Source organism: Mesorhizobium tianshanense, from assembly GCF_007830515.1.
GTDB classification, from domain to species: domain Bacteria; phylum Pseudomonadota; class Alphaproteobacteria; order Rhizobiales; family Rhizobiaceae; genus Mesorhizobium; species Mesorhizobium tianshanense.
Window position 1 is genome coordinate 1 of sequence record NZ_VLKT01000063.1, and the last position, 13,842, is coordinate 13,842.

At 61.6% G+C, this 13,842-nt stretch carries 13 protein-coding genes and 1 pseudogene; 4 read left to right on the plus strand and 10 right to left on the minus strand.

Features of this window, described 5'->3' with window-relative positions; genetic code table 11:
* The 10 genes and pseudogenes from IQ26_RS32720 to panB all read right to left on the minus strand — a co-directional run.
* Positions 1-887, minus strand: an 887-nt coding sequence (locus IQ26_RS32720; protein ID WP_145722507.1) for a cation:dicarboxylate symporter family transporter, incomplete at its 3' end; no start/stop codon positions are given.
* A 680-nt stretch (positions 888-1,567) separates the two neighbouring features.
* Positions 1,568-2,701 (minus strand): M24 family metallopeptidase, encoded by a 1,134-nt coding sequence (locus tag IQ26_RS32725; protein WP_145722508.1) that lies wholly within the window; start codon positions 2,699-2,701, stop codon positions 1,568-1,570.
* Between the two features lie 676 nt (positions 2,702-3,377).
* Positions 3,378-3,605, minus strand: a complete 228-nt coding sequence (locus IQ26_RS32730; protein WP_145722509.1) for a hypothetical protein — start codon at positions 3,603-3,605, stop codon at positions 3,378-3,380.
* Positions 3,606-3,918: 313 nt separating this feature from the next.
* A complete protein-coding gene (locus IQ26_RS32735; protein WP_145722510.1) occupies positions 3,919-4,893 on the minus strand; it encodes a hypothetical protein in 975 nt (324 codons plus the stop codon).
* Between the two features lie 190 nt (positions 4,894-5,083).
* Positions 5,084-5,494, minus strand: a complete 411-nt coding sequence (locus IQ26_RS32740) for a DUF2285 domain-containing protein (RefSeq protein WP_145722511.1) — start codon at positions 5,492-5,494, stop codon at positions 5,084-5,086.
* A 58-nt stretch (positions 5,495-5,552) separates the two neighbouring features.
* A complete protein-coding gene (locus IQ26_RS41685; protein WP_407660231.1) occupies positions 5,553-5,927 on the minus strand; it encodes a transcriptional regulator domain-containing protein in 375 nt (124 codons plus the stop codon).
* Positions 5,928-5,949: 22 nt separating this feature from the next.
* A complete protein-coding gene (locus IQ26_RS32745; RefSeq protein WP_145722512.1) occupies positions 5,950-6,582 on the minus strand; it encodes an acyl-homoserine-lactone synthase in 633 nt (210 codons plus the stop codon).
* 93 nt (positions 6,583-6,675) lie between these two features.
* Positions 6,676-7,401, minus strand: a complete 726-nt coding sequence (locus tag IQ26_RS32750; protein ID WP_145722513.1) for a LuxR family transcriptional regulator — start codon at positions 7,399-7,401, stop codon at positions 6,676-6,678.
* Between the two features lie 154 nt (positions 7,402-7,555).
* A complete protein-coding gene (gene panC / locus IQ26_RS32755; RefSeq protein ID WP_145722514.1) occupies positions 7,556-8,419 on the minus strand; it encodes a pantoate--beta-alanine ligase in 864 nt (287 codons plus the stop codon).
* Positions 8,416-9,250: pseudogene (gene panB, locus IQ26_RS32760) on the minus strand (3-methyl-2-oxobutanoate hydroxymethyltransferase). Before panB ends, panC begins: the two are co-directional and overlap by 4 nt.
* Before the next feature lie 173 nt (positions 9,251-9,423).
* On the opposite strand from panB, the gene IQ26_RS32765 reads away from it, so the two are divergent.
* The 4 genes from IQ26_RS32765 to nadC all read left to right on the plus strand — a co-directional run bounded on the left by IQ26_RS32765 (position 9,424) and on the right by nadC (position 13,823).
* Positions 9,424-10,392, plus strand: coding sequence for an NUDIX hydrolase (locus IQ26_RS32765; RefSeq protein ID WP_145722515.1), 969 nt, complete (start codon positions 9,424-9,426; stop codon positions 10,390-10,392).
* A gap of 64 nt (positions 10,393-10,456) precedes the next feature.
* A complete protein-coding gene (gene nadA / locus IQ26_RS32770; RefSeq protein ID WP_145722516.1) occupies positions 10,457-11,431 on the plus strand; it encodes a quinolinate synthase NadA in 975 nt (324 codons plus the stop codon).
* Entirely contained in the window at positions 11,428-12,969 is a 1,542-nt protein-coding gene (locus IQ26_RS32775) for an L-aspartate oxidase (protein ID WP_145722517.1), read from the plus strand. Before nadA ends, IQ26_RS32775 begins: the two co-directional genes overlap by 4 nt.
* Positions 12,969-13,823 carry a carboxylating nicotinate-nucleotide diphosphorylase gene (gene nadC, locus IQ26_RS32780; RefSeq protein WP_145722518.1) on the plus strand — a complete coding sequence of 285 codons (855 nt, stop codon included), beginning with the start codon at positions 12,969-12,971 and terminating at the stop codon, positions 13,821-13,823. Before IQ26_RS32775 ends, nadC begins: the two co-directional genes overlap by 1 nt.
* The last annotated feature ends 19 nt before the right edge of the window (positions 13,824-13,842 follow it).

The window sequence follows — 13,842 nt, forward strand, 5'->3', positions numbered from 1 at the left end:
CCGGCCTTCTCCATCTTCTCCATGAGCGAGGGCAGCGCGGCCTCCGAGGAGGACGTTGCCAGGACAAGCAGCAGCTCCTCCTTGATGTAGCGAATGAGAGAAAAGATCGAGAAGCCGTTGTAACGGCAGACCGCGCCGAGAACGCCGAACACGAAGAGGAAGGCGGTGAAATAGAACGTCCCGACCAGCATCGCGAGGTTGACGATCGACCCGATGCCATATTTGCCGGTCGTGAAGGCCATTGCGCCGAAAGCGCCGATCGGCGCGGCCTTCATCAAAAGACTGACGAGCTTGAAAATGGGGGCGGTGAGCGCCTGAAGGAAGGAAACGACAGGCTTGCCCGTCTCTCCGACCATGGCCAGAGCGATGCCGAACAGAACCGAGAAGAACAGGACCTGCAGGATGTCGCCTTGCGCGAAGGCACCGACAATCGTTGACGGGATGATGTTCATCACGAAGCCGGTGACGGACTGCTCGTGAGCCTTGGCGGCATAGGTATTCACGGCCTGGACATCGAGCGAGGCCGGATCGATGTTGAGGCCGGCGCCAGGCTGAACGACATTGGCGACGACAAGGCCGACGATAAGCGCCAGCGTCGAGAAGGTGAGGAAATAGACCATCGCCTTGCCGGCAACCCGGCCGACCTTCTGAAGATCGTTCATGCCGGCGATGCCGGTCGCAATTGTCAGGAAGATGACAGGCGCGATGATCATCTTGACGAGCTTGATGAAGGCATCACCCAGCGGCTTCACGCTCTCGCCGAGTTCCGGATAGAAATGGCCGAGTACGATGCCGAGGGCGATGGCGGCAAGCACCTGCACGTAAGGCTTGGCGTAGAAGGCCAGGCGGGGCGCGGGACTCGCGCTGCGGATTGGCCGGTTCAACATACTTGTCTCCCTGCGCGTACAGAGGTGGGTTCCTCCCTTTCCGGGCCTCTCCCATCGCGGCGCTCCGGTCGAACGCTGCACCAACGCCGCCGCAAGCTCCGTGCCGAATAGCGGCCGCGAAACGCGCAGGACCTCTCACGGCGTGTTTGTTCGGATTTCTGCACTCGCCGCTGGCGCGTGCCCTTCATCGAAAGAGGGCCGACGGTCGGGTATTGGACGCCGCTCTGGGTGTACACACAGCCTGGCAGCGGCTGGCAGTCTGTCGACGGCAACCTCTTTGGCTTAGGTGGCTCGGAACGGCATCTAGATGGTCGACATCGTGCTTTGGCTATGCCCGAGTTCGTATTCCCGGCCGGCTGATTGTGCCGAGTGATCGAACTCAAACGCGGTCGGCAAGCGATTGCCGCTGCGGCTCCCGTACAGTCTGGCGCTCCGCAAAATGGCGGAAGTCGACCGGCCGCGTTGCTACATAGGCTCCAAGTTGCGCTCCTAGCGCGATCGTTGTGCTCCCTGCTCCGCTCGGATCAGCTGCGCCGGATGCGCGCCGTCGTTCGCGGCGTATTCGCTTGGGCGTAACCGCGCTGCGTCAGTCGCGTGATTGCGGCTATAGTCATCAAGCCCCTTCAGGCTGGCATTATATGTTTCATCTTTTCCCGCCTGGCTGATTGGGACGGGCCCGCTCAGACGAGAGTCAACGATTCCAGGTCAGATGGGAAATCGGTCAGCTTTCGGTAGCCGTCCGCCGTGATCAAAACGGTGTCGGAATGACGGTAGCCACCTTGGCCGCGAAAGTAGATGCCCGGTTCGACACTGATCACCATGTTCTCTTGCAGGATGTCGTCGCTTCCCTCGGCAAGCCAGGGTCCTTCGTGCCCGCCCATGCCGATACCGTGGCCGGTCCGATGCAGCAGTTTTCCGCCGAATCCTTCGGAACGTAGGAAGGACATGACCTTGTGATCGACTTCATGGGCGCTAACGCCGGGCCGAAGTATGTCGTAGGCGATGTTGCAGGCCGCGAGCGTCATAGCGAAGACAGCGGCTTGCTCGGCCGAGGGGCGGTGCAGGAAGAAGGTGCGCTCGGTTTCCGCCGAATAGCCGTTCGCCCGAAGAAACGACAAGCCGACATTGGGACCTTCGCCAAATATGTCCGTCGGTTCCGGAAAGCGATGCGGCTGGGCGCTGAAGGGTGCCGCCCAGACGCCGAGCCAGATCGAGCTGGTGTACTGGTCGAATTTTCCCTCGCCCTCGACGATGGCCTTGCGAAGCTCCGGGATCCGGTCATAGCCGCCCTGAATGGAGGCGCCGATCCGCGCCGCATCCAATATCATCCGCAGGCCGAGATCAGAGAAATGCGCAGCCCGTTCGATCCGGCTGATCTCGTAGGGCGACTTGACCAATCGTAAGCGCTCCACCAGCGGCTCGACCATCGGCGAAAAATGATCGAGCGCTTGCAGGAGTGCCGCAGGCATGGAAGGCTCCACTGCGATCACATCATGCCCCCCAATCACCTCTGCAAGCGCATCGAGATAGGTTTCGCCCTCGCGCGCCGGGTACTCGGCGTATTCCAAAGTGCGATGCTCCAGCGGGATCGTGGCGATGTTCTCGGCCTCGAGCCGGGGCGTCACAATGACGAGATCGCCCTCGGGGCGGACAACGAGGAAAAACGGGCGTTCGAATGGCTGATAGCGGAAACCGGTGAGATAAAAGACGCTGTCTGTGGAGGTTATCAACGCAGCATCAAACTCCTTGTGTTCGATTAAGCGCCTTAATTTATTGAGCCGCAGTTTGTACTCGTCCACCATCCCTGTCTCCATACAAGCTGTCTCCTCATCGTAGAATCACCGCACTCGTCCGCCGAATACGACATCGAAATTCATTGGACTCGCGCCAGCACATTTCGAGAAAGCCGAGGCAGGAAGTCGTTGTGACGTAGGCGGCATCCACCCCCTCAGCCGGGGTGCCTGGTCACCCCCGTCGGCAACCCGCTCTGCGGCGGGGTCCCACAAAGCGCCGGCGTGAGGACGACCGTTTCATCGGTGCGCCCGGGAGTTCGTCTCGCGAACGATGGAACCATACAAGATGCTGCAGAGGAGATGCCTGACGTGGATCAAGGCATCTCCTCTCGTTACAGGAATTAGCTTCAAGGCGCACGAAGCATGCGTTCTGCTTTGGGTTCTTGGCCACAAAACCCGAATCTTGCTCCCATCTGCAAGCTTCACTAAACGACCGGCATAAACGGCTCAGGGGCCGGAGCGACCGAAGCTGCTATTTTTGACCGCGGCGGTCCTGCTCGAGGGGCATTGATCGCCCTGCCCGGAAACCAGCTCAATCGGTCGCGCCGGAATTGTGCCAACAGAGGCTCGCTGTTGATTGAGAGCCTCCAGGCCAGGCGAGCCGATGATCGAGCTCCGCGGCTCCGAGCACGGCCTCGGCGAGAGAGAGGCGCGGCCGGGCGGCATCGCCAGGAGAGCCACACCATGAACAACAAAGCTAGGTGTTCCTTCGGCGGTATTGACGTTGAATGCGAGTCTGCCGCCTCGGAAAGAAATCGAGATATAGAGCGCCCAGGCTTTGGCGGCCGAGGATTTGGTCGGCGATAAAGACTCGTGTGTCCCCCCGATCGAGAAGGATCTCGTTCCAAGAGACCTGGTGGAGAATCACGCCGTCGGACGTGTCGCCTGTCTCACGCCGAAGCAGCACTTCGACGATATCGATCAACGACGACTCGCCGGTCTTATACGCGCCCCGTGACAATGCTCAGGCCGCTGTCGTGCAAACGGGTGCGCTGACCATCGGGCGATACACGACAATCTCGAAGGGTGCGCCAGCGTCCAATCGCCCGAAATCAGCCAACGCGGCCCTGACCGGATGGTTGCCTGGCTGGCGCCATGGCAAGACCCATAGCGCCAGCCAGTCCAACGGATGTGCAGACAACCGCTTTGAGCGCCGAACAGACTGGAATGGCGGCGTAGCCTTATCTTGCCTTACAAGGCTTACGGTCTGGGAAAGGCTGTTTCGGGACTTTTCGAAATCAGCGGATCACAGGCTCGCCATGGAAGCGGCGGCGCGATAGAGGAGAAACGCCGAAGCCGACTTCCATCATCAGCCGTGGCCTGTGCGCCGGGACGGTACCCATATGGAAGCCGAACGGATCCTCGACGAAACCGAGACCGGCCTCGCCGGTCAGCGTGACTGGGCTCTGCTCGCCGTAGACGTCCAGAACCTCTTGCGCGGGATGGCCGACGAGAAGCGTAAGCTGGTGCTTGAGGGCGCGGCGTTTATGGCTGCCTCGGACATAGACATGGGGGCCGGTGCCCTCGTCGACCGGCACCAGGTAGAAGAAGAACTTCAGCATCCGCCAGTCGTCGAGGTCGAAGTGGTATTTGCCAAGCGAAGCCAGGTTCTTGTCGGAGTCGGAGGCCTGGCCGGTCGGGAAACTCCACCACACACGCGTGGTGATCAGCTTCGCCTGGCCGCCGAGATAGTGCGCGGCGATATCCATGAGCAGCGGATCGTTTTGGATGGCGAGTGCCGCCTTGCAGCCGAGAATGCGCTCGAAATAGTGACCGCTGAGCAAGGGACGGCCGAACCGGGCCTCAGCCTCCGCATGCTCCGTCGGCATGAATTCGAGGCGGCGGTCGAAATTGCCGAAGCAAGGTGTGCACCTGGCGAATGCGGCTACATCTTCAGAGAGCATTGTTGGCAGGACGAGGCCGGAAAAAAGCCCATCCGACCGTAGCGCGTCGACAATGTCGTGGCGATTGACGCCAGCAAACATCGTGTCCTGGGCTCTTTGCGATGTTCGGACCGGCTTTGCACCACGCCAGTGCATTCTCCGTGCCGGCATGGTGCGCGCCAACATGAACATCGGCAGCCATGCCGGATTCTCGCGAATATCCGAGAGATAGGTCGGGATACGCACAGCGATGCGATGCAGCATGCTGCCGTTTCGCGCGATCGCGTCAAGGCTTGCAGCGCCGGCTTTGTTGGGGTTCGTAACGGTCATCAGGGTCCTCGGGGTAATGCACTATCAACGAAGCGTTGGTTCTCGGTGCTTCGGCCGTATTACCCAAACCCGATTCCCGCAGCGGAAGAACTAACTGCGGGTCGGGTTTTGTGCAATGCACAATAAGCCCGTCATGGCAGATGCAGTCTGCGCGTTTTCGAATAAGCCAATTACTAAGCTGTCGCCACAATTACACCAGGAACTGTCTGTAGCCGCCGCCCAACAGGTAGCGGCCACGTTGGATGGCGCGACGCACCTGATCGCGAAGATGGCTGCCTGGATGAGACCAATCTTCTTCGACACGCCGTCTCCCGAACAGGGCAATGGCGATCTCCTTATGGGATGCTCCGGCAAGCGAGCCATCCAGAGCCTGGAGCACGATACGCAGACGCCCTCCGCGGGGTTCCGGCGGAAAGCAAGCAGCTGCCAGGCGGCCGCAACCATTAATGTCATTCAGGAACTGAAGGGCAGCGACATGGAACTTCAGGTGCCGCGGCGGCACGATTGCGTCGACGTATAGCCGCAACGGGCGGAGAACGGAGGCACCGGAAACGGCGATCTGCAGACTCCGACAGTCCTCCCTCAGCAGCACATGCTGCACGCCGGCAGGTGTCAGCAGGATGTCCTTGCCGCATGAGAGCGAAGAAAGATCAAGCGGTTCAAAATCGTGGTCGAGCCCAACCGGCTCCGCGGCCGCTCGTAGAATACGGGCGCAGTCGCGCGGATCCCAAAAGACCCTTGCCGACGTGGCGTCCGATTGTGGCGCGTCCGCGAAAAAGAAGGCTCCATTGCCTGAGGAAAGATGATCCTGTCGTCAGCTCGATTATCTTCGTATCGGCGCGTGTTCTGACAATGCAGGCGGGCGGTGCAATCTCGGCGTGGTCGCGCTGGAATTGCGGATTGCGCCGAAGAAATTCCCATGCCCAGGCAGTGCGCGGCAATCGTCTGGCGTAGTGGTAAGCTTCGTGACGACGCCAGTCCGGCCAGCATACACGACCGACCGTCGCATCCTTGGGCAGACCAGCATCCGTCACGGCTCAGGTGTCCACAATAGCGCTATGCCGACGGGGCTAGAACCGGTTGCCACAGTACCGGTCCGCGCAGACGTCCCCTGCTGCGGATGCGCAAAAGGCTCGCGTGGGAAATCTCGAGAAACCCGGCCACCGCCTCCGTTTTGCCGACGGGCATCGGCTGGCCGATGCGCGACAATGGCCACGTTGCGAGGCGAAGGATCCGTTCCATGCGCGTATCGGTCACCGTTACTATCCGGGTGAGATCGTTGGCCAAGCCGAACTCGATCATGCCGGCGAAGAGCTCGTAGGTTGCCTGGGCCAGCCCGCCCGCTGCCTTGGGCGCTGACGGAGGGAGATCGAGCGCGAAACGACTGCTCTCCCATATGTCGGCAGTCGAGGGTACAACGTCAGCACCCAGCAGCACCGGGAACGTGTCGCGCAACATAGTGGGTCCGGTGCTGGGCAAAAGACGGACGCAACCGCGAATGCGCCAATCGGATCCCTTGAAAAGCAGATAGACAGGCTTGAAGCCATCAAATGCGTCGGTCTCTATTTCGTCCTCGGTCTGAACTTCCCAATCGAGCCTTTCCTTGAACACCCGGTATCTGAGCCCGTGCATCTCTTTGAGCTCGCTTGCGAACTCGCCGTAAAGGTCCGGTGTTATCAGCTGCATCATGGTCGCCTCCGTGCGGGATGTGTTCCCGCCATCGAAGGGCAAAGCTGACGGTGATGCAGCCTGTAGACGTTTACAGCTATCTTGGCGGAAGGATCACGATCTCGCCTGACCGGACGCAGCCAGCCGCGCGACGGCCTGGTTGACCGTTCGCACGCCAAGCTTTGCCTTGGCGTTTTCCAGATGGAAGGTCACCGTGCGCTTCGAGACGCCGAGGATCTGGCTGACGTCCCAGGCCGACTTGCCGCGCGCCGTCCATTTCAGGCATTCGAACTCTCGTGGGGTGAGCGTTACGCCATCGACCACGCGATCGTCGGCGAGCCTGCGCCGGACATGGATGTGAAAGTTGATCGCCACCAGCTGCAATGCTTTTTCATAACGTGTCAGTGACCGTAAAAGCGGCGGATGGGATTCGTCGGAAGCAAAGGTCAGTGCAGCAAATCGGCCACGATGATCATGCATGGACATCGTCAATCCGCCGCGGATGCCAAACTGAGCTGCGCTCTCCAGAATTTGTTGCTGCGACCTCGGCAAACACTGGCGACCGCGATCCACGCCCCAATCAAAAGTATCCCAGCCTTGCAGCCCGCGCAGGATGACCGGATCAAGGCTGTGGTATCGCTGCTGCAGATAACGTGATGTCCAGCGCGAAGGATAGTTTGAGATCAAGCGCGGCGCATCGCCGGGGACCGACGGGTAGGTAAAATAGGCGAAGAGCGGAAAGTCGAAGCCGGCGGCGGCGGACGCCAATGCCTCACTGAGATCGGCGGCATCAACGCTTGCATAGAGTTGCTCGACGAAGTCTTCAAACACGCGATGCATCTGCGCTTTGCATAACCTCCGTGGATGTTGGTCGATGCCAGACAGAGACCTTGGTTAAATGACCGGGGATTGATGCAACAAGTGCGCCGCCTTCATCGCCGCCATGGCTTTCCTACTACTGCTTGCGGATCGTGACCCAACGCCGAGAACCTCGTTAATTCGTTGAACCAATCGGTGATGTTGTGACGTTGTCGATGAGTCGTGTGTCGCCGAGCCAAGCGGCGACAAGCAAGCGTGCCGGTCGGTCAACGCTTGTCATCGGTTGCAGATCTGCCGCGCCGCGAAGCTCCAGGTATTCGACCTCGCGGTAGCCTGCCGACAAAATTGCCGCGCGCGCCTCAGCAAGCGTTGCCAGGAGGGGATCGCCGCGCGCAAGCCGATCAGCCGTCTCGAGCAGGACCGACGGTAGCTTCGGGGCAATCGCGCGCTCGGCTGGCGAGAGCCGGGCGTTGCGCGACGATAGAGCGAGACCATCGGCTTCGCGGACTGTCGGACAGTGAACGAGGGCGATTGGAATATCCAGATCCTGGACCAGGCGCATGACAAGCCGAAGCTGCTGGAAATCCTTTTCGCCGAAAAAGGCGAAATCAGCGCCGGTTTGCAAGAAGAGCTTGGCAACGACGGTCGCCACGCCATCGAAATGGCCCGGCCGGAACGCGCCGCACAGGCCCTCGACGATAGCGGCCACCGAAACGGTCGTAGCGAAGCCCGCAGGGTACATCTCCTCGGCATCCGGCACATAGAGCAGGTGTGCGCCCAGCGGCGCGAGCTTTGCAGCATCTTGGTTTTCCGTCCGGGGATAGGCGGCAAGGTCGGCGGCACTGTTAAACTGCTTGGGGTTGACGAACAGCGTCACGATGACCCGATTAGCCTTCTGAAGCGCTGCACGCACGAGGCTCAGATGTCCTTCATGCAAGGCCCCCATGGTCGGCACCACTGCGACACTTGAGCCCGAGCGGCGCCATCCTGCAACAACAGTGCGAAGCTCGGCAACGGTTCGAACGATCGGCACGCTCATGCGACGTCTCCGGCCTTCGACGCTGTGGCGTAGACATGTTCGGCCGCCGGAAAGCGCCGTTCCCTCACATCGTCGGCGTAAGCGCCGATCGCCGCCTCGGCCTCTGAGCCTAGTTCGGCATAGCGCTTGACGAATTTCGGCCGAAACTCGGTGAACATGCCCAGAACGTCGTCGACCACCAGAATCTGGCCGTCGCAGGCTGGCGAGGCGCCGATGCCGATTGTTGGGATGGCGATCTCCGCAGTGATGGCCCGTGCAAGCGGCTCGGGCACTTTCTCCAGCACCACTGAAAAAGCGCCGGCCTCCGTGACCGCACCGGCGTCGCGCCTGATCCGCTCCGCATCGTCTCCCAGCCCCTGCACACGATAGCCGCCGAATGTGTTCACCGCCTGCGGCGTCAGCCCGACATGGGCCATCACCGGAACGCCGCGGGCCGTCAGGAAGCGGATGGTTGCTGCCATGTTCTCACCGCCCTCGAGCTTCACCGCTGCACAACCGGCCTCTGCCACCAGGCGCGCAGCGTTGCGGAACGCCTGCTCCGGCCCCTCCTCGTACGAGCCGAACGGCAGGTCGACGACCAGGAGGGCTCGCTCGAGCCCGCCGCACTGCCTTGCCGTGCATGATCATCATGTCGAGGGTGACTCCCAGCGTCGAGGACAGGCCGTGCAGCACCATGCCTACGCTGTCGCCGACGAGAACGATGTCGCAGTGTCGATCAACCAGCTTCGCGATCGGCGTGGTATATGCCGTCAGGCATACGAGTGGAGTCTGGCCCTCCCGCAAGCGAATATCCGGCGGTGTAATAGTCTTTGTATCATCAGCTGCGCTCACCCCATGCCTCCTTCCCTTGCGTTACCCACGGCGGGTGTCGCGTTTGGCACATTTTTGTGCAAGTGCGAAGAGCTAAAAAGGGCCGTGCAGCTGTGCGGTGTTGACGTGCGGACGGCCATGCTTACATTAAATCGATTCAGGCGCCCGAGACTGGGCTAACCATTTTCGCGAACATGGACCATCAGGCAGCAGGAACCAGGAAAGACAGAGGCGCCGTCAAGGCTGACGAAGTCAAAGTGGACCTGATCGCCGTCGTCGTCGCCGTAAACGACAGTGAACCCTGTGTCCTCACCATCGGGCAGGCGGACACCCTGCCCTCTGGACCATTTGCGCTTGAGCACCGATCGCCGCAATCCGGTTTGAGGGGGTGGGTCGAGCAGCAGACCGGCCATCCGCTGGGGTACATTGAGCAACTCTACACCTTCGCCGATCGGGACCGCATCGGCGCCGCGCGCCAGCAGCGCGTCATCTCCATCAGCTATCTCGCATTGACCCGCAAGGAACAGGCCGCGGGCTCGCCCAAGTGTGGCTGGCAAAGTTGGTATGAATATTTTCCATGGGAGGACCACCGCTCCGGCACGCCGCCGGTGGTGCTGGATGTTCTGCGACCGCGCCTGATTGAATGGGCAGACGGCGCCAGCGACGCCGCCACGCGACGCGAACGCCGGCAGCGGGCGGCGATCGCCTTCGGCTTCGACGACCGCCATTGGAACGAGGAACTCACGCTTCAACGCTATGAGTTGGTCTACGAAGCAGGCCTGGTCCAAGAGGCCGGAAGCAGACGGGACGCGACGCCGCCTCCGCTGGTGGCCGGCAAGTTCATGGTCGCCGATCACCGCCGCATCGTGGCGACCAGTATCGCGCGGCTGCGCTCCAAGATCAAATACCGGCCCGTCGTCTTCGAGCTGATGCCGCCGGTTTTCACACTTTTGCAGCTGCAGCGAACCGTGGAGGCGCTCTCCGGCAGGCTCATCAACAAGCCGAACTTTCGACGGCTCATCGAGCAACAGGAGCTGGTTGAGAAGACTGGGGAGACGACCGCCGAAACCGGGGGCCGGCCGGCGCAGCTCTATCGCTTCCGCCACGCCATTCTCGACGAGAGGCCTGTGGCCGGGACAAAGTTGCCGCTCACCCGGGCTTGACATTGCTTATAGTCACAACGAATATATAGAACTTATAATCATGTAGACTATAACTGGAGGCTCGATGAGCGCCGTCCTGCCTTCGGGCGCGTCCCTGTACGACCGCGTTCGGCGCGTCATCCCCCCGATCGAATGGCCGACCTTTCTGGACGACATCGAGGCAATTCTGGCGCTGAAGCGGGAGCGCAACGCCGTCATCCTGGCGCACAACTACCAGACGCCGGAGATCTTCCACTGTGTCGCCGACATCGCCGGCGACAGCCTGGCGCTTGCGCGCAAGGCGATGTCAGCCGAAGCCGATGTTATTGTGCTCGCCGGCGTGCATTTCATGGCCGAGACGGCGAAGCTGCTCAACCCGCAAAAGACCGTGCTCATCCCTGACTTGCGCGCAGGCTGTTCCCTGGCGGACTCCATTACCGCCGAGGACGTGCGCCTGTTACGGCAGCGCTATCCAGGGGTGCCGGTCGTCACCTATGTCAACACATCGGTCGAAGTGAAGGCCGAGTCCGATATCTGCTGTACCTCTGGTAACGCGAAAGCCGTCGTGGAATCCCTGGGTGTTCCTCGGGTGATCATGCTGCCGGACGAGTATCTGGCTCAGAACATCGCAGCCCAGACCGACGTCCAGATCATCGCCTGGAAAGGGCATTGCGAGGTCCATGAGCGCTTCACGCCGGCCGACATCCGCCAGTTGCGCGAGGACCATCCCGGTGTGACGGTGCTGGCGCATCCCGAATGCCCGCCTGAGGTGGTCGCCGAAGCCGATTTTTCCGGTTCGACCGCCGCCATGTCCGACTATGTCGGAAGCCAAAAGCCGCCTCGCGTCGTGCTGATGACGGAATGCTCGATGAGCGACAATATCGCGGTGGGGCATCCCGACGTCGAGTTCATCCGGCCCTGCAATCTCTGCCCGCATATGAAGCGGATAACGCTCGCCAACATCCGCGCCGCGCTGGAGCAGAACCGCCATGTCGTAACCATCGAACCCGAGATCGCCGGGCGCGCGCGGCTTGCCGTCGAGCGGATGCTGGCAATTTGAGCGCCGATGTCCGCAGCTTCTTCGGGCGGCCCATTATCATCGGCGGCGGCATTGCCGGGCTGATGACTGCGCTTCATCTGGCGCCTGAGCCGGTGCTTCTTCTGTCCAGGACGCTACTCGGAGCTGACACATCGAGCACCTGGGCACAGGGCGGTCTGGCCGCGAGCCTCGGTGATGACGATGATCCGGCGCTGCATCTTGCCGACACAATTGCGGCCGGGGACGGGCTCTGCGACAAGGACATGGCAAGCCGCATCCTCCAGGACGCGTCCAGTGCGATCGAGGGGCTTGCCGGCTTTGGGGTCCCCTTCGACCGTACGCTCAAAGGGTCACTGCGCCTTGGATTGGAGGCCGCGCACAACCGACGTCGAATCGTTCATGCGCATGGTGACGGCACCGGGCGTGAGATCATGCGTGCCCTGATCGCGGCCGTGCGTTCCACTCCGTCGATTGTTGTCGTGGAGGGCGTGGAAGCGCGCCGGCTGGCGGTGCGAGAGAATGCGATCCGAGGCGTCTGGGCGAGCTGTTCGATAGGACCGGTGTTTTTCGGCTCACGGCGGGTTGTCCTCGCCACCGGTGGGATCGGTGGATTGTTTCTCGACACCACCAATCCCTCGGGCAGTTGCGGACAGGGCCTGGCGCTTGCGGCTCGCGCGGGAGCTGTCTTTTCCGACCTGGAGTTCATCCAGTTCCACCCGACCGCGCTTGACGGACCGGACCGTCCCATGACGCTGATCAGCGAGGCTGTTCGCGGCGAAGGTGCTGCCCTGATCGATGAAACCGGCCAGCCCTTTCTACAGGGCGTGCCAGGGGCGGAACTTGCGCCCCGCGATGTCTTGGCGCGCGCCGTCTGGAACCATCTTGCGAACGGCCACCGTGTTTTTCTCGACGCGCGGCAACGGCCTGGCCCGGAATTTCCGCGACTCTTCCCGACAATAGTATCTGCCTGCCATGGAATCGGCATCAATCCCTTGCGCGATCTCATTCCCATTCGTCCTGCCCAGCACTATCATATGGGCGGCGTCGCCGTTGACGGCTGCGGTAGAACCTCCGTCAAGGGGCTTTGGGCCTGCGGCGAAGTCGCCTCGACCGGACTGCATGGCGCCAACAGGCTCGCCAGCAATTCCTTGACCGAGGCCGTGGTGTGCGCACGCTGGGTCGCTGAAAGCGTGGCCGGAACTCCCGCTCGCAGGACAAAGCCTGCGTTTGCCGGCAATTACCCATCGCCCGATCCGGTACCCGTGCGTCCTTTCCTGTCGCGCGCACTCGGCATCGTGCGGGATGGTGAAGGCTTGAAAGCAGCCGCACATGCCTTGCTGCCGCTCGCCGAAAGCAAGGAGGCGGCATCGGATCCGGCGGCGGTCGGGCTGATGATCGTGGTTTCCGCCTTGCGACGCCGGGAAAGCCGTGGTGCGCACTACCGGACGGACTTTCCTGATCACGCCGCTGTCGCCCGGCGCTCCGAGATTACCCTCGAAGCTGCCTTCGCGGAAGCGCGGGAACTAGCACAATCGCCAGTGCTGGAAGGCGTCACCTGATGAAGCTCGCGCCACTTCCCGCAATCATGCTCGAGCCTCTGGTAAGGGCAGCCCTTCTCGAAGACCTCGGCAGGGCCGGTGATGTAACTACGGATGCCATCGTACCAAGGGAAAGCCACGCAACGACCGTGCTTGCGGCGCGGCAGCAAGGCATCGTCGCCGGACTCGATCTGGCGATGCTCGCTTTCAGGCTGATCGACCAGAATATCAAGATGGAGGTGAACCGAGCAGACGGCAGCGAAGTTGCGCAAGGGGAGACAATTGCATCGGTGAGCGGTCCGGCCCGGGCCATTCTCACGGCGGAACGGACGGCGCTCAATTTCTTATGTCATCTGAGTGGCATTGCCACGGCGACCGCTTCGATCGCCAAAGCGATAAGCGGGCATAAGGCGAAGATCGTCTGCACCCGCAAGACAACACCCGGGTTGCGGGCTGTCGAAAAATACGCCGTGCGCGCCGGTGGTGGCGCCAATCACCGCTTCGGTCTCGACGACGCCATCCTGATCAAGGACAACCACATCGCCATTGCCGGCGGAATTCGCACGGCAATCGAGCGGGCGCGAGTGAGCGTTGGCCACCTCGTCAAGATCGAGGTCGAGGTGGATACGCTTGCCCAGTTGGAAGAAACCCTTGCGCTTACCCCTGACGCAGTCCTGCTCGACAACATGGCGGTGGATGAGCTTCGCCAAGCGGTGCTAATGGTTGCGGGCCGGGCGATCACCGAAGCATCGGGCCGGATTACCGCCTCAACAGCGCCAGCCATCGCGGCCACCGGTATCGATCTTATCTCCATCGGCTGGTTGACCCACAGCGCGCCGATCCTCGATATCGGACTTGATTATCGGGCGCCCTGATAACCCACGAGCAAACGGT

What these genes read in the sequence shown, in the direction of transcription:
- nadC (WP_145722518.1), top strand. Translation starts at nt 12,969, where the DNA reads ATGAAGCTCGCGCCACTTCCCGCAATCATGCTCGAGCCTCTGGTAAGG.
- IQ26_RS32745 (WP_145722512.1), bottom strand. Translation starts at nt 6,582, where the DNA reads ATGATGCAGCTGATAACACCGGACCTTTACGGCGAGTTCGCAAGCGAG.
- nadA (WP_145722516.1), top strand. Translation starts at nt 10,457, where the DNA reads ATGAGCGCCGTCCTGCCTTCGGGCGCGTCCCTGTACGACCGCGTTCGG.
- IQ26_RS32735 (WP_145722510.1), bottom strand. Translation starts at nt 4,893, where the DNA reads ATGACCGTTACGAACCCCAACAAAGCCGGCGCTGCAAGCCTTGACGCG.
- IQ26_RS32725 (WP_145722508.1), bottom strand. Translation starts at nt 2,701, where the DNA reads ATGGAGACAGGGATGGTGGACGAGTACAAACTGCGGCTCAATAAATTA.
- IQ26_RS32750 (WP_145722513.1), bottom strand. Translation starts at nt 7,401, where the DNA reads ATGCATCGCGTGTTTGAAGACTTCGTCGAGCAACTCTATGCAAGCGTT.
- panC (WP_145722514.1), bottom strand. Translation starts at nt 8,419, where the DNA reads ATGAGCGTGCCGATCGTTCGAACCGTTGCCGAGCTTCGCACTGTTGTT.
- IQ26_RS32765 (WP_145722515.1), top strand. Translation starts at nt 9,424, where the DNA reads ATGGACCATCAGGCAGCAGGAACCAGGAAAGACAGAGGCGCCGTCAAG.